Annotated in this window: 20 protein-coding genes and 1 pseudogene; 4 read left to right on the top strand and 17 right to left on the bottom strand. The window is 71.2% G+C overall.

The window, feature by feature from the left end; genetic code table 11:
- Positions 1 to 2 precede the first annotated feature (2 nt).
- The 4 genes from OHS70_RS17555 to OHS70_RS17540 all read right to left on the bottom strand — a co-directional run bounded on the left by OHS70_RS17555 (position 3) and on the right by OHS70_RS17540 (position 3,444).
- A complete protein-coding gene (locus tag OHS70_RS17555) occupies positions 3 to 1,040 on the bottom strand; it encodes a PI-PLC domain-containing protein (RefSeq protein WP_328398578.1) in 1,038 nt (345 codons plus the stop codon).
- Between the two features lie 123 nt (positions 1,041 to 1,163).
- A complete protein-coding gene (locus OHS70_RS17550) occupies positions 1,164 to 2,465 on the bottom strand; it encodes a HAMP domain-containing sensor histidine kinase (RefSeq protein WP_328398576.1) in 1,302 nt (433 codons plus the stop codon).
- A complete protein-coding gene (locus tag OHS70_RS17545; protein ID WP_328398574.1) occupies positions 2,462 to 3,148 on the bottom strand; it encodes a response regulator transcription factor in 687 nt (228 codons plus the stop codon). Before OHS70_RS17545 ends, OHS70_RS17550 begins: the two co-directional genes overlap by 4 nt.
- 53 nt (positions 3,149 to 3,201) lie before the next feature.
- A complete protein-coding gene (locus tag OHS70_RS17540) occupies positions 3,202 to 3,444 on the bottom strand; it encodes a hypothetical protein (RefSeq protein ID WP_328398572.1) in 243 nt (80 codons plus the stop codon).
- Here OHS70_RS17540 and OHS70_RS17535 point away from each other — a divergent pair.
- A complete protein-coding gene (locus OHS70_RS17535) occupies positions 3,431 to 3,766 on the top strand; it encodes a hypothetical protein (RefSeq protein WP_328398570.1) in 336 nt (111 codons plus the stop codon). The genes OHS70_RS17540 and OHS70_RS17535 overlap by 14 nt on opposite strands.
- Positions 3,767 to 3,836: 70 nt before the next feature.
- Here the strand turns inward: OHS70_RS17535 and OHS70_RS17530 are convergent, their stop codons facing one another.
- From OHS70_RS17530 to ribA, 3 genes are all read right to left on the bottom strand, one after another.
- The gene (locus OHS70_RS17530; protein WP_328398568.1) at positions 3,837 to 3,977 is read right to left on the bottom strand and encodes a hypothetical protein; all 141 of its coding nucleotides are present in this window, start codon (positions 3,975 to 3,977) and stop codon (positions 3,837 to 3,839) included.
- A gap of 199 nt (positions 3,978 to 4,176) precedes the next feature.
- Positions 4,177 to 6,276: a SpoIIE family protein phosphatase gene (locus tag OHS70_RS17525; protein WP_328398566.1), complete on the bottom strand. Its 2,100-nt coding sequence runs from the start codon at positions 6,274 to 6,276 to the stop codon at positions 4,177 to 4,179.
- 677 nt (positions 6,277 to 6,953) lie between these two features.
- Positions 6,954 to 7,610 carry a GTP cyclohydrolase II gene (gene ribA, locus OHS70_RS17520; protein ID WP_328398564.1) on the bottom strand — a complete coding sequence of 219 codons (657 nt, stop codon included), beginning with the start codon at positions 7,608 to 7,610 and terminating at the stop codon, positions 6,954 to 6,956.
- Positions 7,611 to 7,758: 148 nt separating this feature from the next.
- Here ribA and OHS70_RS17515 point away from each other — a divergent pair, with 148 nt between their 5' ends.
- Positions 7,759 to 8,511: a creatininase family protein gene (locus tag OHS70_RS17515; protein WP_328405690.1), complete on the top strand. Its 753-nt coding sequence runs from the start codon at positions 7,759 to 7,761 to the stop codon at positions 8,509 to 8,511.
- Positions 8,463 to 9,413: a RibD family protein gene (locus tag OHS70_RS17510; protein ID WP_328405688.1), complete on the top strand. Its 951-nt coding sequence runs from the start codon at positions 8,463 to 8,465 to the stop codon at positions 9,411 to 9,413. The genes OHS70_RS17515 and OHS70_RS17510 overlap by 49 nt, the downstream gene beginning before the upstream one ends.
- On the opposite strand, the pseudogene OHS70_RS17505 reads toward OHS70_RS17510, so the two are convergent.
- The 5 genes and pseudogenes from OHS70_RS17505 to OHS70_RS17485 form a co-directional block, all read right to left on the bottom strand.
- Positions 9,342 to 10,328 (bottom strand): annotated as a pseudogene (locus tag OHS70_RS17505) (lysylphosphatidylglycerol synthase transmembrane domain-containing protein); the annotation flags it as partial. The gene OHS70_RS17510 and the pseudogene OHS70_RS17505 overlap by 72 nt on opposite strands.
- Positions 10,313 to 11,215 carry a class I SAM-dependent methyltransferase gene (locus OHS70_RS17500; protein ID WP_328398563.1) on the bottom strand — a complete coding sequence of 301 codons (903 nt, stop codon included), beginning with the start codon at positions 11,213 to 11,215 and terminating at the stop codon, positions 10,313 to 10,315. The pseudogene OHS70_RS17505 and the gene OHS70_RS17500, both read right to left, overlap by 16 nt.
- Positions 11,212 to 12,294 (bottom strand): glycosyltransferase family 4 protein, encoded by a 1,083-nt coding sequence (locus tag OHS70_RS17495; protein WP_328405686.1) that lies wholly within the window; start codon positions 12,292 to 12,294, stop codon positions 11,212 to 11,214. Before OHS70_RS17495 ends, OHS70_RS17500 begins: the two co-directional genes overlap by 4 nt.
- A gap of 44 nt (positions 12,295 to 12,338) precedes the next feature.
- Complete coding sequence (locus tag OHS70_RS17490; protein WP_328398560.1) at positions 12,339 to 12,737, bottom strand: 6-pyruvoyl trahydropterin synthase family protein; 399 nt, start codon at positions 12,735 to 12,737, stop codon at positions 12,339 to 12,341.
- Between the two features lie 116 nt (positions 12,738 to 12,853).
- Entirely contained in the window at positions 12,854 to 13,852 is a 999-nt protein-coding gene (locus tag OHS70_RS17485) for a zinc-dependent alcohol dehydrogenase (RefSeq protein ID WP_328398558.1), read from the bottom strand.
- A gap of 114 nt (positions 13,853 to 13,966) precedes the next feature.
- Between OHS70_RS17485 and OHS70_RS17480 the strand changes: the two genes are divergently transcribed.
- Positions 13,967 to 14,725, top strand: coding sequence for a CDP-alcohol phosphatidyltransferase family protein (locus tag OHS70_RS17480; RefSeq protein ID WP_328398556.1), 759 nt, complete (start codon positions 13,967 to 13,969; stop codon positions 14,723 to 14,725).
- Between the two features lie 123 nt (positions 14,726 to 14,848).
- On the opposite strand, the gene OHS70_RS17475 is transcribed toward OHS70_RS17480, so the two are convergent.
- The 5 genes from OHS70_RS17475 to OHS70_RS17455 form a co-directional block, all read right to left on the bottom strand.
- The gene (locus tag OHS70_RS17475) at positions 14,849 to 16,639 is read right to left on the bottom strand and encodes a sulfatase (protein ID WP_328398554.1); all 1,791 of its coding nucleotides are present in this window, start codon (positions 16,637 to 16,639) and stop codon (positions 14,849 to 14,851) included.
- 549 nt (positions 16,640 to 17,188) lie between these two features.
- Positions 17,189 to 17,392, bottom strand: a complete 204-nt coding sequence (locus OHS70_RS17470) for a cold-shock protein (protein WP_328398552.1) — start codon at positions 17,390 to 17,392, stop codon at positions 17,189 to 17,191.
- Positions 17,393 to 17,710: 318 nt separating this feature from the next.
- Positions 17,711 to 17,983, bottom strand: coding sequence for a hypothetical protein (locus OHS70_RS17465; RefSeq protein WP_328398550.1), 273 nt, complete (start codon positions 17,981 to 17,983; stop codon positions 17,711 to 17,713).
- A gap of 445 nt (positions 17,984 to 18,428) precedes the next feature.
- Positions 18,429 to 18,635, bottom strand: a complete 207-nt coding sequence (locus tag OHS70_RS17460) for a DUF5988 family protein (protein WP_328398548.1) — start codon at positions 18,633 to 18,635, stop codon at positions 18,429 to 18,431.
- A 231-nt stretch (positions 18,636 to 18,866) separates the two neighbouring features.
- Positions 18,867 to 20,291, bottom strand: a complete 1,425-nt coding sequence (locus tag OHS70_RS17455; protein WP_328398546.1) for a hypothetical protein — start codon at positions 20,289 to 20,291, stop codon at positions 18,867 to 18,869.
- Between the last annotated feature and the right edge of the window lie 91 nt (positions 20,292 to 20,382).

The raw sequence follows: 20,382 nt of genomic DNA, 5'->3' as shown, positions 1-20,382 counted from the left end.
GTTCAGCGGGAGTTGAGCTCCTCGACGATGGACCGCGGGGTGTGACCGCTGCCGTCGGACCGCTGGTGGAAGTCGACGGCCACGACGTTCGGATTCCGCCCGCCCGCCGCCGGCCGGCACTGCTGGGCGATCCGGTCGCGCAGCTTGGAGCCGTTGTCCGTCGCCGCGGTCAGGATCGTCGGCACATTGCGGAAGTGGCTCATCACGAACAGCCTGTTGAAGCCCGGTTCCTTGCGGTCGAGCGGGATGTCGCCCCATCTGCTGGTGCAGGCCACGTCGTTGCCGAGGTCGCCGAGGCTCCAGTAGTTCGACACCGTCCAGTCCCGTTCGTTCATCACGCCGAAGCTCTCCCGGCCAAAGTCGCCGGAGAAGAGCAGCAGTCGCTTGTTCGCCGTCACCATGTCGGCGACCTTCGGCCAGCCGTGCTCGCGGACGCCCGCGACGTCGGGCCGGAAGAGCAGTTCCTGCAGACCGCGGACCTTGTTCAGTGACTGCCCGAGCTGTCCGGCGGTCGTGTAGTCCTCGAGGAAGATCGTCACCACTTCCTGCGGATGGGCGTTCAGGAAGTCCACGACCGTCTGCATCGTCCGGTGGAACGACTGGCGCGGCAGGGCGTATGTGATCCCGGCGAAGGTCTTGCATCCGCCGTGGCACAGATACACGTCACTCGGATAGCAGTCGCTGCCGAAGCTGATGACGCACAGCCAGGTGCTGCGCTCGTACCAGTGCGTGTCCAGCATCAGGCCGCGTACGCCGCGGTCGAGCTGGCCTTGCACCGACTCGGCCTGGCTGACCGACGACCACCGTGCGTCCTCGTAGTTGGTGAACGCGTTGTGCGTGGCCAGCATGGTCACCTCGTCGAGCCGCTTGTCGCCCCAGCGCGCCTGCGCGGCCGTCCGGGCCGTGTGCGAGCCGGAGTTGTCCGCGGCGGCGACCGTCAGCGGGGTGCAGGCCAGAAGGAGGCAGAGCGCCAGAAGCAGCCATCGTGCGCGGGGCAGGGTGATGCGGGGGCCCACGCAGGCTCTGTCAGACGTGTCCATGCCAGGAAGCTACACCGGACGGCCCGCTTCCGCCCCGACGCCGTCCACAGAACTCCGCCCGCGGGGCTGCGTCGGCGTGACCGACTCAGCGGGATTCAGTGGGGTTGCGTCAGCGGGACCGGATCAGCGGGACTCGGTCAGCGCGAGAGCGACCCGTACCCGTGCGCCTCCCATGGGCGCGCGGCCGATCTCCAGATGTCCGTCGGCGGTACGGGCGGCCCGCGCCACGATGTCCAGGCCGAGCCCGGTGGAGCCGACGACACCGGCCTTGCGGGCGGGCGCGCTCTCGGGATCGGCGATCCCCGGGCCCGCGTCGTCCACCGTCAGCAGCACATGCCGGTCGGTGCGCTCCACCCGTACGGCGAAGGCCGTGCCCTGCGGGGTGTGCCGGAAGACGTTGCCTATCAGGGCGTCGATGACGGCGGCCAGCTCGTCCTCGGGGAACCGCACCGGCGTCGGCCTCGGCGTGAAGGACCGCTCGTACGGCCGCTCCTGCTGGGCGGCGAGCACCGACCAGAAGTCCAGCCGCAGCGCCACCACCTCAGCCACCTCGCAGGACCCCGTCCCGGCGGCACCGGCGGCCGGGCCCGCGGCCAGCGGGGTCCGGGCAGCGGTGATGATCGAGTCCAGCTCGGTCTCCAGCTGCACCACGGCGTCGTTGATCCGCCGTGCACCGGGCGAGGTGCCCATGAGCTCCGCCTCCAGGTGCAGCGCGGTCAGCGGGGTCCGCAGCCGGTGGGACAGGTCGGCCACCATCTCCCGTTCGATCGCGAGCAGCTGCACCACCCGGTCGGCCATCGTGTTGAACGCGGCGCCCGCCTCTTTCAGTTCCGGCGGGCCGGCCGGCTCCACCCGTACCTCGAGGTCCCCCGTGCCCAGCGCCAGCGACGCCCGCGACAGACTGCGGGAGGACCGCACGACCCGGGCCCCCAGCCGGTCGGCGACCAGCACCGACCCGCCCACCAGCCCCAGCGCCAGCAGCGACATGACGCCCCAGGAGACCCACACTCCGCGGGTCAGGTCCGCGCCGGGCACGTACGCCTCGACGACCGCGACCCGGTCCTGGGCGAGGACGACGGGCTGGAGGTACACCCAGCCCCCGGCCGTGTCCATGGCCAGCGTCTCCCGCTTGCGCACCGCGCGCTGCAGCGCGTCGGACGGCGCGTGCAGCGACCCGATCAGCCGGCCGTCCGGCAGCCGTACGGCCAGCTGATCGGCCGAGTCGAGGCCTGCCACCGCCTGTTGCACATCGGCCGGCCGGGTGGTGAGCGCGAGGACCGGCGAGAGGGCCGCCGCGCGCTGCACGGCGGCGGTGGTGGCCCGGTCGCGGGCCTGGTCGCGCACGAGCAGGGCGAGAGGGATGAGAAAGGACAGCGCGACCATCGTCGTCACGGCGAGCGCGATCCCCGCGAGTGCGCGTCTCATACCGAGGAGACCAGTTTGATCCCGATGCCCCGCACGGTGTGGAGATAGCGGGGCCGCGCCGCCCGTTCGCCGAGCTTGCGGCGCAGCGCCGACAGATGGACGTCGACCGTCTGGTCCTCCAGGTACGGCTGCTGCCACACGTCGGCGAGTATGCGCCGCCGTGAGACGACCTGGTCGGCGTTGGCCGCGAGATAGGCGAGCAGGTCGAACTCCCGCCGGGTGAGCGTCAGTTCGCGCCCGGCGAGCTGGGCGGTACGGGCCAGCGGATCGATGCGCAGGTCGCCGACGTGCACCACCGGCTGCCGGGCCCGCTCGTCCGCCGGGCCCGCCCGCCGCAGCACCGCCTGGAGCCGGGCGTCGAGCTGACCGCCCGAGAACGGCTTGACCATGTAGTCGTCCGCACCGGCGTTGAGCAGCTTGATGATCTCCGTGTCGTCGTCGCGTGCCGTGGCGACCAGCACCGGGACCCGTGAGATGCCCCGGATCATCCGCAGCACGTCGAGCCCGTCGAGATCGGGCAGCCCGAGGTCGAGCACGACGACATCGGGCGGGCACTGGGTGATTTCGCGCAGTGCCTCGAAACCCTGGGAAGCGGTACGCACCCCGTAGCCGTGCGCGGTGAGTATCTCTATCAGCGCGCCTCGGATCACGGGGTCGTCTTCGACGACGAGGACGGAGGCCATGGGCAGGCACGTTAGCCGGTCCGCCACTATGGTGTCGTGCCCCGCCTCCTGCGCTACTTGCTCATATGGCTGTCGTGTACGACGACCAGCGTCACGGCCGTGATGGTCTCGGTCCATTTCGTGGTGGGTTCGACCAGGCCGACGCCGACGGTCGCGCAGTCGGCGCCGACGGTCTTCCTCTCCTCCTCGCCGTCGCCGGCCGCCGGCCGCTCCCCGAAGGCCAAGCCCTCCCCGAGCGGCTCGGCCGAGCGCACGACCACGCCGAAGCCCACGCGGAAGCCGGTGAAGGAGCGCACCTCGGCCCCGCCCCCCGCACCCCGGCCGACCCCGTCCACCGGACCGCAGCCGGCCTCCGGCCCCCAGCCGGGCGAGGGCTGCGACGAGGGCGGCTCCGGAGTGCACACCATCCCGTCGACGGGCGGCAAGGCCACCGTGCGCTACGGAAGTGACGCGGTGTGCCTGGTCTCGGCCATCCCGAACCGCGGCTTCACCGTCAGCACGACGCAGACCGACGCCCGGACGCTGACGGTGACCTTCAGCGCGGACCGCCACCGCTCGGAGATCACGGCGACGACGGACCCGGTGGACCGGGCGAGCGTGCGCGAGACGTCCTGGTGATGCCCGGGTGCCCCGGGGCGTCCACGATCCCGGGGTGTCCGCACAGGGCCTGACGGACAGCGCCGTGGTCTCAGGCTTCGTCGTCCGCCACGCGCTCACCCTCGGCCTGGGACGGAGTGGTCCTCATGGTGTCGGGGTGCACTTCCTCGGTCGACTCGGGATCTTCGCCCTCGGCCTGCGAGGGGGTGGTGTACTCGGCGTACTCGCTCATTGGCATTCCCTCACCTTCGGTACGTGTCCGCGTACGGAGCGTAACGCGCCTGGGGCTGCCCCGCCGCCCGTCCGGGCAGCGCGGTACGGAGCAGGCTCGGGGCCGCGGACCCATGTGAGGGAGCCGGGCCTCTACTGCCAGAGTGCACCCGCGGGGACCGCTTCGGCCCGCCGCGCACAAGAAATCGCGGCGGACGGGATCAGGCGGTGCGCACGGCTGCGCCGGACACCGCCGGGGGTGCCTGTTCGGCCCAGATGGTCTTGCCCTCTGCCGTGTATCGCGTTCCCCACGCATGGGCGAGCTGGGCGACGATGAACAGGCCGCGCCCGCCCTCGTCGACCGTGCGGGCATGGCGCAGGCGCGGCATGGCCGGGCTGGTGTCACGGACCTCGCAGGTCAGCCCCCGGTCGTTGATCAGGCGGAGTTCCAGCGGCGGGCTCCCGTACCGGATGGCGTTGGTGACCAGTTCGCTGACCATGAGTTCGGTGTTGAAGGCCGTCTCCTCGTCCACGTCCCAGGCAGTGAGCTGAGCGCAGACATGGTGCCGGGCGACGGCGACGGCTGCGGGGTCGGCTTCGAGCGGCCATGAGGCGACGCGGTCGGCCGGGAACGGGTGGGTGCGGGCGAGAAGGAGCGCGGTGGCATGCGAGCCCATGCCGTTCGGCAGCGAGTAGAGGATGTCGTCGCACACGTCCTGAAGGGGACGGCCGTCGCTTGCGGACGCGCCGCGGAGAAGAGCGGAGCGGCCCGCCAGGTACTGGGTGAGGACCGGGGAGCTGGAGAAGGCCAGGACGCTGCCGTCCGGGATCTCGAACAGGGTCGTGGCGAACGGACTTCCCCCGACATTGCCCAGTGGCGGCCCGGTCGGCACGTCGGGGATCGTGGTGCTGCCGTCGGGATGCACGACGACGGGCGCCAGGTGGCCGGCGCTGGCGACCGTGCAGGTGCGGGTCAGCGGGTCGTAGACGGCGTACACGCAACTGGCGGTCAGTGCCTCGCGGTGCAGGGGGTCGCCGGGCGGCAGGGACGCGCGTTCGGCCGCGAGCTGCGCCGCGGTGTCGTTCAGGCGCGCGAGAAGTTCGTCGGACTCGAGGTCGAAACCGGCGAGCGAGCGGATCACGGTGCGCAGCTGCCCCATGGCCGCGGTGGCGTGGATCCCCTGGCCCGCGACCTCCCCGACGACCAGCGCGGTACGGGCGCTGGACAGGGAGATGGTGTCGTACCACGCGCCCGCGCCGTCGGAGGGCGTGGAGATGTACGCGGTTTCCAGAGCGGTGTGCGCAGCGGGGCGACGGGGAAGCAGCTGGCGTTGCACCGTCGAGGCGACGGTGTGCTCCCGGGTGTAGCGGCGCGCGTTGTCGATGCACAGCGCTGTGTGGTCGGCCAGCTGCAGCGCGAAGTCGAGATCGCCGTCGTCGTACGGCTCGGCCTGCCCGGTGCGGTAGAGGCTGACCAGGCCCAGCACGGTGCCGCGCAGCGTCAGCGGGGCGATGAGGAGTGACCGGGCTCCGGACGCCCGGATCGCCTCGGCGCGATCCGGGTCGGCCGCGAGCCAGGGCAGGTCGGGGTGCACGGTGAGCACACGGGGGCGCAGGTCGGACAGGGCCTGCGTGAACGGGGTGGGGGCGGGGAGGCTGCGGACGTCCCCGACCGGGTGTGACTGGGGCAGGTGAGGGTCGGCGGTGCGGAATCCGGCGCGGCGCAGCGGTGTGCCCCGGGGGAGGGGGGACAGCGGCGGGTCGTCGCCCCGTACCACCGCGTCCACGACTTCCACGATCGCGACATCGGCGAACGCGGGGACGAGGGCCGCCACGAGATCCTCGCACGCCACCACCACATCGAGCGTCCGGCCCACCCGCTCGCGCACCACCCCGAGCACACGCATACGGGCACGCGCCTTCACCTGTTCGGTGACGTCGATCACCGCCAGCGCGACACCGAGAATCGTTTCGCGGGAGTCCTGGAGCCGGAAGACGGAGACCGCGTAGAAGTGCTCCACCCGAGTGCCCGGGCGGTGGGCCCGCACGATGTGCTCCCGTACGGGATTTCCGGTGGCCAGCACCTCGCGGAGGAGGGCTTCGTTCTCCTCCGGTTCGGCGAGGCCGTAGGCATCGGCGAAGTGCCGCCCGATCAGATCCTCCGTGCGCACGCCTTGCATGCCTTGCGTGGCGGTGTTGATCCGTACCACCCGGAGGTCGGTGTCGAGCACGTGCAGGCCTACGGGCGACTGGGTGAAAAGGGCATCGAGCAGCGCTGCCTCCGCCTTGTCCGCCGGCACTGCGGAACCGCCTTGCGCCACCGAAAACCACCTCCGTCGGCAGACCCGCGCCGCGAAGCTCCCGGGCGGTCCCTCCAGGGGCCTCCCTTCAGGTGTAGTGCGAAGCGGTCGACCTAGCGAGCCGAGCAGGCGGGGAGCGGGCGGCCTCGGAGGTGTTTCACCAGGAGAGCCGGCCCGGTGCGGGAGCCGAGGCGCAGGGTCACAGGAGGCCGCGCGCGGCTGGACCGCGTTCTTCGCCGCTTCGGCTTCCCCGCGGCGTCCGCCGGCCGGGCAGGGCGATCACCGCCACCAGGCAGGCGCCGGGCATGACCGTGCTTCCCGGCTTCCCGCTCGGGACGAGGTGTCCCCCGCCGATGACCGGGACCGCGCCCGCGGCCGGCACCAGGGCAGGCGCGGTGCACGTCGGACGGTCAACGGCCGACGACGCATGACACAGGACGTACGGACAGCCGGCATCGGCGGTGTCCCGGCGTCCGAGGAGGGCTGCGGCGGTCAGCGGCAGCCGGGCACCGGCCACACGCCGCAGCCTTCCGTGAAACGAGCGCGGTCCCTCGGCACCGACGGTTCCCACGGTCCCCGGACGCGCTCCGGAACGACCTGCGGGTGCATGCCGCTGCCGGGGCGGCCTGTGTCCTGCCCGGGACCCGGACCGGGGAGAGCGGCGGAGCCGTGGCGCACGCCCGTCCCCGTCCCCGGGCTCAGGACCTGTCGGCCATGCGGTCCAGGTGGGGAAGGAGGTGGCCGAACCGCTCCCGCTTGGTCTGCAGATAGAAGATGTTCTCCTCGCGCGGCTGCGTCAGCAGCGGAACCTGCTCGCTCACCTTGATGCCGTGCTGGAGGAGGGACTCACGCTTGCGCGGGTTGTTCGACAACAGCCGTACGGAGCGCACACCGAGGTCGTGGAGCATGTCCGCCGCCACCCGGAAGTCGCGGGCGTCGGCCGGGAGTCCGAGTGCGAGGTTGGCCTCGACGGTGTCCATCCCTTCCGCCTGCAGCTGCATCGCCTGAAGTTTCGCCAACAGGCCGATTCCCCGCCCCTCGTGACCCTTGAGGTAGAGCAGGACGCCGCGTCCCTCGTCGACGATGGCACGCAAGGACGCGGACAGCTGGTCCCCGCATTCACAGTGCCTGGACCCGAAGGCGTCTCCGGTCAGGCACTCCGAATGAACGCGCGTAAGGGCTCCTTCTCCCTCGATGTCCCCGTATACCAACGCTATTTGCTCGTCCCCGCGAACGCGGTCCAGATAGCCGACCGCGAGAAAAACACCGTGCTCGGTGGAAAGCCGGACATGTGCCACGCGCTGGACGCCCGCAGCACGAACATTGTCGCGGTATGCGTCATCGGGTTCTATCATGGCAAGATCCTATCGGGTAGCCTTCGGTTTGGGTTCGAAATCGACGAGCGGGTCAACCGGCCTGCTGGTACGCGATATTCGACAATTTCGGCGATCTGGCCGCCCGGCGGCCGTATCTCGTGGAACGAAGAGAGAAAGGGTCGGGAACATGAGTGGCCCGCATGTGCGACCGCCGGTGCTCGGTCTGCTGCCGCTGGACACGACGACCGACGATGTGAGGGCCCGTCAGGCCGCTGTCGCCGTCCTTCCCATCGGCAGTTTCGAGCAACATGGCCCGTTTCTCCCGCTGATGACCGACACGGTCATAGCCTGCGCCATAGCCCGGGAGGTCGCGTCCGCCCACCCGGTGCACTGCCTGCCGCCGCTGACCATCTCCTGCTCGCACGAACACGCCGCCTGGCCGGGGACCGTCAGCATTTCCGCCGCGACCCTCCATTCGGTCGTGCAGGACATAGCCGAATCCCTCCGCCGGTCGGGTATCACCAACCTGGTACTGATCAACGGTCACGGCGGAAACTACGTACTGCGCAACGTGGTTCAGGAGTCCGCCGGAACCGGCACTCGCATGGCGCTCTTTCCCGGACCGGCCGACTGGAATGCGGCGCGGGAACGGGCCGGTGTGCGTACGCCGTCGGCCAGCGATATGCACGCGGGCGAGGTCGAGACGTCCATCCTGCTGCACGACCATCCTGAATTGGTCCGGCCCGGTTATGAGACCTCTGATTTTCTCGCCGATGACCGGGAACATATGCTCACTCTCGGGCTGCGGGCCTACACGGAGTCCGGTGTGGTCGGCCGTCCGTCACTGGCGTCGGCCGAGAAGGGTAAGGAATTGCTGGCAGGTCTCGTCGAATGCTTCGCGGCGTACATCTCCCTCCTGACTCCGGCGGAGTCCCTGTGACCGGCCCCACCGCCGCCCACCGGGGCGGCACGCTCGACGCGTCGGGAGCCTGGGAGCTGCTGCTCGGCATCCGGACCGAGGCGGACGCCGAAGCCGCCGGGCTGTTCCCGGGCGCGGACGGCCGGCGCCGGTGGCGAAACGCTTCGCCCGAGGCGGATGTCCTCGCCGACCGCTATCTGTCGCTGTGTCTGGCCGGACCGCGCTTCACCTTCGCGCAGCTGGGGCAGAGCCTTGACGGTTTCATCGCGACCCGGACCGGCGATGCCGACTACGTCACCGGCGAGGAGGACCGCGAGCATCTGCACCGGCTGCGCGCGCTCGCCGACGCGGTGGTCGTCGGGGCCGGTACCGCCGTCGCGGACGACCCCCGGCTGACGGTCCGCGCCTGCCCGGGTGCCCACCCGGTGCGCGTCGTCCTCGATCCGCACGGCCGAGTACCGCTGCACAGCCAGGTGTTCAGCGACGGAGCTGCCCCGACCCTGTGGGTGGTGGGCGCCGGCCGTGAGTGCGAACAGGCCGCTGCGGACCTCAAGGGCGTCGATGTGCTGACCCTGCCCGACAGCGCGGCGTTCACCCCCGGGCGCCTGGTGCGGGAGCTCGCGCGACGCGGCCTGGGCCGCGTACTCGTCGAGGGCGGCGGCGTGACCGTGTCGCGCTTTCTCCACGAGGGCGCGCTGCACCGGCTCTACGTCACCGTGGCGCCGGTTTTGATCGGCGACGGCGTCCCGGGGCTCCGCTTCCCCGGTCCTGAGCTGATGCGGGACGCCCTGCGGCCGCCGGTGCGGCGCGCGGCCCTCGGCGAGGACACCCTCTTCGAGCTCGACCTGCCGACGCCGGATCCCGGCGAACCAGTGGACGACGAGCACGCCGACACCGGGCAGGCTCGCGGCGAAGGACAGTAGTCCGTACACCACGGCAACGGTCAGCCCCTGGCCCGCGCCCATTCCCGCGGCTCCGAAGGCCCAGGCGGTGACTCCTTCCCTGGGCCCCCAGCCGCCGACGTTGAGCGGCAGCGCCATGGCGAGCAGGGCCAGGACCATCAGAGGCAGCAACTCGGCGGCAGGCGCCGTTGATCCGGCGGCCCGGGCGGCGAGCAGGAACATGCCGAGATACCCCGCCAGCACGGCGAGGGACGAGAGCAGCACGCCCGGCCAGCTGGCGCGGGCGAGCAGCCCGAGCCGCGCCTCGGCGAACGTGGCGCGCACCGTGCGGCGCCAGCGCGATGTGTCCGGCTTCCCGGGGTGTGAGGTGTCCGGCTTCCGGCGGCGCCGGACTGCGGCGACCGTCGCAAGAGCGCACACCACGGCGAGGACCGCCACGGCGCCCGGCGACGTGGCGTGGTGGCGGGCGGCACGGCCGGCCTCCGCCAGGGCCGGGGAAGGCTGCGCGACCAGGAGCGCCACGCCGACCGCGATCAGGACCACCTGGCCCGCGACCCGTTCGAGGACGACCGCGCGGACGCCCCGGCCGACGTCACCGGAGCTCTGCCCGTGCCGTACCGCGCGGTGCACGTCGCCGAGGACGCCGCCGGGCAGCGCGGCGTTCAGGAACAGGGCGCGGTAGTAGTCGGCGACGGCCCGGCCCAGCGGCAGCTCGATGCTCAGACCGCGGGCCACCAGGCGCCAGCGCCACGCGCTGAGCACGGTGGTGAACAGGCCGAGGCCCAGAGCGGCCAGGAGGGTGGGGCCGTCGATCCCCCGCAGGCCGTCGAGGAAGGCGCCGGTGCCCTGCCACCACAGCATCGCCGCCAGGACGGCCGCTCCCACGAGCATGCCCAGCCGGGCCCGGAGCGCCTGCGGGATCACGAGGTACCGCCGGCCGGCCTGGGCACGGCCAGCACATCGCTGTGATGCACCACCACCCGCAACTCACCTGCCTCGCACGCCGCCAGGCGGCTCTGCAGATACGTGTCGGCGCGCGGCGCGAGATCCGGCTGCTGCTCACAGGCGGCGCTCACCCAGCCCCGCAGCCACTCCGCCGCCAGCGCGGACCCGTCGGAGCCCGCGCCCGGCTGCGCGGAGGCCGCCGGGAGCCGGGAGCCAGGACCGAGCTGCCACTGGCTGGGCTGCGCCCGTACGGTCAGACCGTGGTGCGCGAAGGCCACGGAGGCCGCCGCCACGGCGTCGGGCCCGAGGAGCCGGCGGCCGTCATCGACGCGGCGCTGATGGGCGTTGAACGCGTCGGTGATCGCGGCGTCCAGCGGGTCGGCCGGGGTGAGGTCGACCCGCCCCACCACGGACAGCGCCAGCAGGGCCGGGCAGCGGGCCCCGGCGCAGGCCGCGGCGAGTGCGTCCAGTTCGTCGCGGGTGAGCAGGTCCAGCAGTGCGGAGGCCGTCACCAGCGAGGTGCCGGCGAGGCGTTCGGCGGTCAGGCGCGCGATGTCGCCGGGTTCCGTCGTGACCGTGACGGGGCTGCCGTCGGCGGCGGTACGGGGCATCTGCGCGGCGGCCAGTTCGAGCAGCTCCGGGTCGTGGTCGTGCAGGATCCAGTGCTGCGGACCGTTCAGCCGGGGGGCGAGCCAGCGCCCCATGGAACCGGTGCCGCAGCCGAGGTCGCGTACCACCAGTCCCGCGGCCCCTCGCTCGGCGTTCTCCAGGTGCTGCCGCAGCGGGCCGAGGAGTTCGGGTGCGCGGGCGGCGGCGTCGGCGCCCTCCCGCAGTGCCAGCCACTCCGGCGCGTAACGAGGTCGGTCGGTCCCGTTCATATGTTCCTCCGAGGCTCCAGCCGGAGCTGCTCAAGCGCCTTGGCAAGGCTTCGCGAGGTCGTCTCCCAGCCCGCCAGCGCCGTGCGCCGGCCTCGCGCGGCCACCTTCGAACGATGGCGCTCGCCGGGCTCGCTGAGCCAGTGGCGCAACGCCGCAGTGAGTGCCGCCGGATCCGCCGGCGGCACGAGGACGCCCGGCACGCCGCCGCCGGGCGCGTGCCCGACCGCTTCCGGGACTCCGCCGACGGCCGTCGCCAGTACGGGAACGCCCCGCGCGAGAGCCTCGGTCACGGCCATGCCGTACGTCTCGGCACGGGAGGCGAGCACCAGAAGGTCGGCGGCGGCGTAACTCGCGTTCAGCCCGGCGCCGGTCCGGGGGCCGACGAGGTGCACCCTCTCGTCGAGGCCGTACCGACCGATCAGTTTCCTGAGCCGGGCGACGTAGCCGGGGTCGTGGGCCAGTCCGCCGACGAAGGTGCAGCTCCACGGCAGACCGGCGACGGCTCCGAGGGCCTCCACCAGCTCGAGTTGCCCCTTGCGCGGGGTCACCGAGGCGACGCACAGCAGGCGCGGCGCGCTGTCGGTGCCGGATGCGGTGCCGGCAGCCAACGGAGCTATGTCGGCCCCGGGGGCGGCGACATGGACCCGGCCGGCCTCGAGCCCGTGGTGCTCCACGAGCCGGTCGGCCGCCCAGTCACTGGTCGCCACGACCGCTGCCACGGCCCGCAGCGTCCTGCGCTCCGCGGCGTCCAGAGCCGCCGCCGTCTCCGGGGCGAGTCCCGTCTCGTCGCCCAGCGGCAGATGCACCAGCACCGCCAGACGCAGCCGCTCGGCCTCGGGCACGATGACGTCGGGGACGCCGCAGGCGACGATTCCGTCGAGGAGGACGACGGTGCCGTCCGCCGACTCCCGCAGGATCCGGGCCAGTTCCGCACGCGCGGTGGCCCCGGGCTGCGGCCATGCGCCGGCGACGAGGTGCTCGTGGACCTGCCAGCCGACCTGGGGCAGGTCCCGGCACACCCGGCGGTCGTAGATGTTGCCGCCGCTCGGCGCCGCCGGATCGTCGACGCCCCCGGGCATCACGACCCGCACGGAGCGCTCGGGGAGGGCGGCGGCTGCGTGGTTCACAGAGACCGCTCGTAACTCGCCCACGCGATGTGCGACTCGTGCAGGGTGACCGTGATGCCGGTCAGGCCGCGGGCGCCCTCGCCCAGCGCGCCGGCCTGCACCCGGTCGGCCAGCCGGTCGGCGATCACCTTGGCCAGGAACTCCGTTGAGGTGTTGATGCCCTCGAACTGGGCCTCGTCGTCGAGATTGCGGTAGTTGAACTCACCCACCACCGAACCCAGTTCACTGGTGGCCAGGCCGATGTCGACGACGATGTTGTCGGCGTCCAACTCGGGACGGCGGAAGGTGGCGTCCACAAGGAACGTCGCTCCGTGCAGACGCTGTGCGGGTCCGAAGACCTCTCCGCGGAAGCTGTGAGCGATCATGAGGTGCTCGCGGACGGTGACGCTGAACAACGGCTGTGACCTCCCGGTCGGAAGCATGCGGCCGCTGACGGCCCCTGCCTTTCAGTACGGCCGGAGCGTACTGCGTGTTCAAACGCCCAGGTCGTTCGGAGATCCGGACCGGAGATTCAGGCCGAAGCCGGTGGTGCGGCCGTGTCGTACACGACGCGGTGGCAGAGCCCGGGAAGTTCGCCGGCGGCGATCCGGGACATGACCGACGGCAACTCCTCGAACGCGCACTCTCCCGTGACAAGTGCGTCGAAGGCGGGGTCGGCGAGCAGTTCGAGCGAGAGCGCGAGCCGGTCGGCGAAGGTCCGGCGGGAGCGCCGTGCCTCGGACACCCGACCGACCTGGCTGCCGCGCAGGACCAGCCGGCCGGAGTGGAAGGCCTCCCCCAGCGGCACGCTGATCCGGCGGTCGCCGTACCAGCTCAGCTCCAGCACCGTTCCCTCCGGGGCGAGGAGCTCCAGTGAGCGAGCCAGTCCGGCCTCGGTGGCGCTGGCGTGGACGGCGAGGTCGCAGGCGCCCAGTGCGTCCTCGGGGAGGGCGAAGTCGACGCCCAGCGCCTCGGCCACGGCGGCTCGGGCAGGGTCGGAATCGATCAGCTGGACGCGGACGCCGGGATACCGGGCGGCAAGAGCGGCCACGGAGCAGCCGATCATGCCGGCTCCCACGACGGCGATCCGGTCGCCGACCATCGGCGCGGCGTCCCACAGGGCGTTCACCGCGGTCTCCACGGTCCCGGCCAGCACCGCCCGCCCGGCGGGCACGGTGTCCGGTACGAGGGTCACGGCACTCGCCGGGACGACGTACCGGCTCTGGTGCGGATAGAGGCAGAAGACCGTGCGTCCGACGAGGTGGTGCGGCCCTTCCTCGACGAGGCCGACATTGAGGTAGCCGTACTTGACCGGCCCGGGGAACTCGCCGTCCTGGAACGGCGCCCGCATCGCGGTGTGCTGGCTTCGGGGCACGCCGCCGCGGAAGACGAGGCTCTCCGTGCCACGGCTCACCCCGGAACACAGCGTGCGCACCACGACGTCGTCGCCGCCCGGCTCGGGCAGGGAGACATCCCGTATCTCGCCCTGGCCGGGGGAGCGGAGCCAGAAGGCGCGTGCGGCGCGCTCCATCGACGTCCTCCTGCTGAACGCTCGGGTAACGGATTCCGTTCTGGTAATCATGAGGCGGCGCACACGGTACGCGGCACTCATCGACTCTGTCACACAGCCGGAGGGTGGTGCGCGTTGGCTCTGAGCCACACATATGACACAAGGGTGCTGTGCCCGGCGGCGGCCGCCGGTGCGGCCGTGCAGTCGGTCCTGCTGGGCCTTCTCGGCGCGGTGATCGGACTGGGGCCCGCGGGATGGCTGACGGGTCTGGCCTTCACGGTCGGCACCTGGGCCCTGCTCACGCGAGCCCTGCGCCGGTCGTGGCACAGGCCGTTCGGACCGGCCAACGGTGTCACCCTGGCCCGGACGATGCTCGTCGGAGGGGTGACCGCGCTGGTCGCGGACTCCTTCGCGAGCCCCCCGCCGGTCGCGGTGCTGGTCGTCCTCACCGCGGTGGCGCTGGCGCTGGACGCGGTCGACGGCCAGGTCGCGCGGCGCACAGGGACGGAGTCCCCTTTGGGGGCGCGCTTCGACATGGAGGTCGACGCCTTCCTCATCCTGGTGCTCAGCGTCTACGTCGCCATGTCGCTGGGCGCATGGGTGCTGTTGATCGGCGTCATGCGCTACGTCTTCGTCGCGGCCGCCCGGGCACTTCCGTGGCTGAACGGGCCGCTGCCGCCGAGCATGGCCCGTAAGACGGTGGCCGCGATGCAGGGGATCGTCCTGCTCGTCGCCGCCGCAGGCGTCCTGCCGCTCCTGGCCGCCCACACGGCGGTCCTGGTGGCACTGGCGCTGCTCGTCTGGTCCTTCGGGCGGGACATCAGGTGGCTGTGGCGCGTCAGGGTCCGTGAGTGCGCTCCGGTGGTCCCGGACGCGGTGCACGAGAGGGTCTGAGCGGCTCCCGCCTCGCGCGGGACATGGCCCGCCGAGAGGCAGGAAGGTCCGGTCGGCACCGCCGACCGGACCTTCCTGTGTACCGGGCCGGCGCGTTCGCCGGCTCCTGGTCGTTGCTCCCCGCTACGGAGACGGGACCTTGCCGGGCTGCGGGCCGTAGGCGTTCAGGAAGCGGTCGCGGAAGGTGTCCATCCGCCAGACCGGAGCCTCAAGCCCGGGCTTCAGACCCTCCTGCCAGTCCCAGCCGGAGATCCGGTCCATCACGGCAGGGTCGCGCGCGACGATCGCGATCGGTACGTCCCGGCCGAGGTTGCCTTCGGTGACCGTCCGGACGGGCTGGTGATCGCCGAGGAAGACGAGCACGGTGTCGTCGTCGCCGTACTTCTCCACGTAGGAGATGAGGCTGTTCAGCGAGTACTCGATGGCACGCCGGTACTCGGTGCGCACCTGGTCGGGATCCTTCCACACGTCCTTGGGGTCTTTGCCCGCCTTCTTGATGGCGTGGTAGACCGAGCCGTCACCGACCTCGTCCCAGCCGATCATCTCGGGTATGGGCGCCCAGGGATTGTGGCTGGACGCGAGAATGATCTCCGTCATCATCGGCTTGTGGCCCGCCTTGCCGTGTTCCAGGCGTTCGAAGGCCGACAGGCTGTACTGGTCGGGTACCGGTGTCCAGCTGAACTTCGGCCCCTTGTAACCGAGTTGCCGGGAGTCGTAGACGTGGTCGAGACCGTAGAACTTCCCCTCGGGCCAGGACCGGGTGACGCCCGGCATGATGCCGACCGTCCGCCAGGCGCCCGCGCGCTGGAAGGCGCGGGTGAGGGTGAAGCGGTCGCTCGAGGTCAGGGTGCGGTAGCGCTGCTGGTTCTTGATCCACAGGCCTGACATGAACGTGGAGTGGGCCAGCCAGCTGCCCGCGCCCGTCGTCGGCGAGGTGAGAAAGGCGCTGCGGGTGGAGAAACCGGCCGCACGCAGCCTGTTCGTCCCGTCCGCGAGTACCGCACCGACCTGGGGAGCCATCTCCGGGTCCTGGATCGCGCTGCGGCCGTAGCTCTCGATGAAGGCGAAGATGACGTTCTTGCCGCGCAGTCCGGTCAGCAGTTGGTCGGGCGGGGTGTCGCGGTAGGCGTCCACGGCGGACTCCTTGGCGAACGTCTCCCTGTCCTTCAGGCCGGCCCGCACCTGCTCCGCACGGTTTTCGACGAACCCGGCCGTGGTCCTGGATGCGACCGGGACGCCGGCTATCTGCAGGCCGAGCGCCGTGCAGAGGGTCCAGACGGTCCCGGCGACCAGAAGGCTGCGGGTCGCCACGGCGCTGTGCCGGGCCACGACATGGCTCAGCCGGACGACGGCCAGGGCCATGAGAACGAGCAGGGCGAGGACGACGACCACGACCCCGATCACGGCACCGACCGCGCCTGCCCGGCCGACGGTGTCCGTGAGGAAGGACTGCGCGTCGTCGAGCAGGATCCAGTCGAGGACCAGGTCGAACGGCCGGTCGAGAACCGAGTAGAAGCCCATGTCGAGGAACTTCAGGATGGTGAGCAGGCCCAGGATCGCCCCGGCCAGCAGCGCTCCCGTCCGCCTCGCCTTCGGCGGCAGGACGAGCAGTACCGCGGCGCCGAAGATCCCCTCCACCGGGATGCGCGCGAACGTGCCGGGTGTGATGCGGCCGAGTTCGTTCGGCACGAGGAGGGCGAAGAGCACGAGTACGGCGGCGAGTGCAGTGATCACTCGCGCCACGACCGGGTGCTTGCTCCGCCCGCTCTCGGCGACGGCCTCACCCGGTTCGGCCCCGTCGGCGCCGGCTTCGGCGGTGCCCTCAGGGGATCCGGACCCGGCCGGTGCGGGGCCGTCCTCCGTTGTTGCGTTGTCCGTATGGAGCAGTTGACGAGAGCGCGTCCAAAGCGACACCCGAAGGTCCTTCCGTGCGAGGCGCGGTGAGGCAGGGCGGACCACTCGAAAGAATGGGGCCGCCGTTATGTGTACGGCATGCCGGCGGCTTCAGTTCAAGCAGCATGCGACTGCGCGGCGACGGCGGCTCGGCTGCGGACGCTGCACGGGCCGCCGGTCGGGCCGACGTCGGCAGGGCAGGCGGGCCGAGCCCCGCGGCGGCAACCGTGGCCGGATCCGGGCGGGGCGAGTGGGGGCAGCCGGAGCCGGCTGTTTCCGTACCGGGTCAGCAGCGTCGGTATATATGGCGACGTATGTTCGACAATGGGGTCCGGTAAATGCCGGCATCACGCGGTCCCGCCCCCGGGCCGGAAATTCCGTCCCGGGGGTCGTGCACCGGGAACGGCACAGCCGGGGCCGCGAAGATACGGAATACTCTCGGTGCGGCAGGGAGTATTCCGGCGCGGCACGGGAGCCCGACAATCGATGGCCGGGTTCACGGCCGGCACACGCGAGGGCCCGTACCCCCTCCGAGGGGATACGGGCCCTGCTGTGCGGTGCGTGCCGGCGTCAGGCCGGGACGATGTTCTCGGCCTGCGGGCCCTTCGGGCCCTGCGTGACGTCGAAGTTCACCTTCTGGCCTTCCTGCAGCTCACGGAAGCCCTGGGTGGCGATGTTCGAGTAGTGGGCGAAGACGTCGGCGCCGCCGCCGTCCTGCGCGATGAAGCCGAAGCCCTTTTCGGCGTTGAACCACTTCACAGTGCCAGTAGCCATGGAGATCTCCTCAAATAGGGGCAGTTCTGGAAATCCGCCGTGTGCGAATTTCCCGTCGCCGCAATGACCCACCCGGAGAGACCGGAAAAACAAAAACACACCTGAACGTCTCGTCAGGTGCACACAAGTTCATGGGTACCAAAACTGCAACTGCAAACCAAGGTAGCACGGACTCGTTCGCGGTGTCGGATTTCCAGGGTGAATTCCCGGGAGAACATGGCCGACGCCGGTCATCGCGGTTTATTCGTTTGATCCCACCGCGCGCCGCGGCCGGTGGCGGCCCGGCCCGGCACCGGGCGTTTCATCGGACCGGCCGGGTCAGTCGCCCGCCCCGTCCTCGGCCTGGACGACTCCCTTGTGCGTCAGCGCGATCAGGCTCGGCGTCGCGGCGGTGCCGAAGGTGTCGGCCTCGAGGAGGGCCAGGCCTTCCCCTGCCAGGTACTCGCAAGCGGCGGCCATTTCGTGATCGCTCACACCGAGATCCACCTGCAGAACCTTGGCATCGATCAGAGCCGACGTCCCGCCGGACCGATCGTAGATCTCACGGAGGATCTGTCTGCGCAGGGACTTCCGCTCGCTCAGGCTGGCCATGGTGCCACCTCTTGCCGCTCTTTCCTTGTGGGCGTACTCCCACGGTAGTGCCGATGCGGGCCGCGTGTGCGCGCTGATGCACGCGTCCCCGGACGGCGCACCTGTTCGGGGCGCTGCGCCGCACTCTCCCGGCAGGGCCGTCTCAGACGAGACGCCACTTCCAGCACCACGGCGACCAGCGGCCGGCGGGACGCTCCGTGTACCCGGCCGCGCGTTCGATGACCACCTGCCGGCCCTGGAGAAGGACATGGTCGCCCGGGACGAGGAGCAAGGGCGGTCGAGCTCGTGGACCGCGTCCGGATCGAACCGGAGCTCGTTCAGCAGCAACGCCCTGTCCACCACTGCTGGTTCACCGTGCCACCACATGTCCTCATGATGGATCACCCGGTGAGGGTGTGATCAGGCCGCGCTGCTGCCTTGGCGGCCGGCCTGACCCGGTCGGTGCCTACCCGGGGAGTTCCGTGCGCTCCCACCATTCGTAGACGGGCAATGCGCCCTCGCCGGTTTCCTGTTGACGCGCCGTGGCCCTGAAGTGCTCGTACCCGCCACGGAACGGGATCTTGAGGTCCTCCCCGGGCGTCGTGACGGGAACGATCCGCTCAGGAAGCTCGTCGGGGCCGCCCTCCAGGACTGCCTTCGCTGCGTTGGTCATGGCGAAAGTCTCCCCGGCGGGCGGACCGGCTCGTCCATGACGCGCCGAGGCCGGCTGCTCGCTCCTCCCGTCGCGGTCGAGCGGAAGGGGCAGTGCGCAGCCGGCGGGCGCACCTCTCCGGGTCCGTGGGTCATCCAGCGGCCGCGGTGGGCAAGGGCCACGCCGCTCCGGTTCCCTTGCCCGGGCGGCGGCAGGCCGGGGCCCCCGGGCCCGGGAGGCGGGGCCGGAGGACTACGCCTGCGCGGGGAAGACGAAGAAGCCGTCCTCCGTGCTGAAGTAGCCGTAACCCGACGGCTGGGAGAACAGCGGGACGTTCTCCTCGGGCAGACTCTTGGTGAGCACCTTCTTCGTGCGGCCGTCGACTGCGAGCACGGTCTCCCCGTCCCCGTCTCCCTCCGCGGTGCCGTACAGCACGCCGCTCGGCGAGAAGCGCAGCGGCGTCATCAGGTTCTCGCCGTCCTGCTGCGCCCAGACCGCCTTGCCGTCGGCGAGCTGCCACACGGCGGTGCCGGTCTCGGTGGCGGCCGCCGCCAGCCGGTGGTCGGGGGAGAGGACGGATGAACCCTCCGTGTTGACCGTGTCGCCGGGGTTGTCGGCGTAGGCGTACGTGGTGGAGCCGCCGATCTGCTTGCCGCTGCCGACGTCGTACGTCGCCGTGACCCAGGTGTCCGGGGAGAGGGCACCGGCACCCCACGCGGTGAGGATCCGGCCGTCGCGGACGTCGAGCACGCGGACGGCACCGGAGGTCCGCTCCTTGTCCTCGTTCAGCTCCACGCCCGCGGGCGGGATGACGTCCGCGGTGCTCCACACCTTCTTGCCGGTGGTGAGGTCGGACATGACGAGCTGCTCCGGCTCGTCCTCGTACGTGGACGCGTTCTCCACGTGGAAGGCGTACGTGCCGGTGATCAGCGGGGCGTGCGCCTGACCGCCGTCGATGTCCTTGTTGCGCGGATCGAAGGAGCAGTGCGCCAGTTGGCCGGTGCAGGTGACCTTGCGGGGCTTCCCGCCGTCGAGGGGGGTGAGCTGCAGGCTCGCGTCGCCGGCCTGCTCGACGATGTGGCCTTCGTGGACGTGGAAGGTGCCCTCGGCGTGCTCGGCCTTCCCCAGCTGCGCGCCGTCGCCTCCGTAGACGGTGACCGTGACGGTGGTCTTCTCCGCGCTCAGTCCGTCGGACTCCGCGGTGCTGCTGGTGCGCACCTCGAGCGCCGGAACACCGTCGTGCCAGGTGGTGGCGGCGACACGGTCGGCCGTCACCTTCAGGCTCTTGCGTACGGTGCCGGTCTTCACATCGCGGAACTCCAGGGTGAGGGGCTCCGGTTCGTCGCCGGCGTGGAGGGTTCCCGTCGTGCCGTCGATGGGCTCGTTCTCGTACAGCCCTCCGGTGCTGTAGTCGCCGTTCGTGCCCTTGACGAACAGGAAGGTGTCACCGAGGTCGATGGCTTCGGAGGACGGCAGGCTCCATGCCTGCTTCTCGGCGAGGCCGGGTATCGCCGGGCCGTCGTAGACCGGCCCGGTGGGCTTGGCGCCACCCCCGGAAGCTTGTGAACTGCCGGCCTTGTCCTGTCCGTCGGTGTCCGCGCCGCCGGAGGAGTCGCAGCCTGCGACCAGTCCGAGCGACAGAACGAGGCCCGCGGCCATCACTGTGTACTTGTTCATGTCCCCGTTGTTCCGCCCTGTCGGGCATCGCTGCGTCATGTTCCGCAAGGTGATCTTGTAATCTCGCGGCAGCATAGGCGCTGGCCGGAAC

Source organism: Streptomyces sp. NBC_00390 (assembly GCF_036057275.1).
Taxonomy (GTDB): domain Bacteria; phylum Actinomycetota; class Actinomycetes; order Streptomycetales; family Streptomycetaceae; genus Streptomyces.
The sequence above is the reverse complement of the archived record's forward strand: the minus strand, read 5'-3'. Positions and strand labels throughout refer to the sequence as shown.

Coding starts and splice junctions, on each gene's coding strand:
- OHS70_RS17555 (WP_328398578.1), bottom strand. CDS start 1,040: ATGGACACGTCTGACAGAGCCTGCGTGGGCCCCCGCATCACCCTGCCC.
- OHS70_RS17550 (WP_328398576.1), bottom strand. CDS start 2,465: ATGAGACGCGCACTCGCGGGGATCGCGCTCGCCGTGACGACGATGGTC.
- OHS70_RS17545 (WP_328398574.1), bottom strand. CDS start 3,148: ATGGCCTCCGTCCTCGTCGTCGAAGACGACCCCGTGATCCGAGGCGCG.
- OHS70_RS17530 (WP_328398568.1), bottom strand. CDS start 3,977: ATGAGCGAGTACGCCGAGTACACCACCCCCTCGCAGGCCGAGGGCGAA.
- ribA (WP_328398564.1), bottom strand. CDS start 7,610: ATGATAGAACCCGATGACGCATACCGCGACAATGTTCGTGCTGCGGGC.
- OHS70_RS17515 (WP_328405690.1), top strand. CDS start 7,759: ATGAGTGGCCCGCATGTGCGACCGCCGGTGCTCGGTCTGCTGCCGCTG.
- OHS70_RS17510 (WP_328405688.1), top strand. CDS start 8,463: ATGCTTCGCGGCGTACATCTCCCTCCTGACTCCGGCGGAGTCCCTGTG.
- OHS70_RS17500 (WP_328398563.1), bottom strand. CDS start 11,215: ATGAACGGGACCGACCGACCTCGTTACGCGCCGGAGTGGCTGGCACTG.
- OHS70_RS17495 (WP_328405686.1), bottom strand. CDS start 12,294: ATGCCCGGGGGCGTCGACGATCCGGCGGCGCCGAGCGGCGGCAACATC.
- OHS70_RS17485 (WP_328398558.1), bottom strand. CDS start 13,852: ATGGAGCGCGCCGCACGCGCCTTCTGGCTCCGCTCCCCCGGCCAGGGC.
- OHS70_RS17470 (WP_328398552.1), bottom strand. CDS start 17,392: ATGGCTACTGGCACTGTGAAGTGGTTCAACGCCGAAAAGGGCTTCGGC.
- OHS70_RS17465 (WP_328398550.1), bottom strand. CDS start 17,983: ATGGCCAGCCTGAGCGAGCGGAAGTCCCTGCGCAGACAGATCCTCCGT.
- OHS70_RS17460 (WP_328398548.1), bottom strand. CDS start 18,635: ATGACCAACGCAGCGAAGGCAGTCCTGGAGGGCGGCCCCGACGAGCTT.
- OHS70_RS17455 (WP_328398546.1), bottom strand. CDS start 20,291: ATGAACAAGTACACAGTGATGGCCGCGGGCCTCGTTCTGTCGCTCGGA.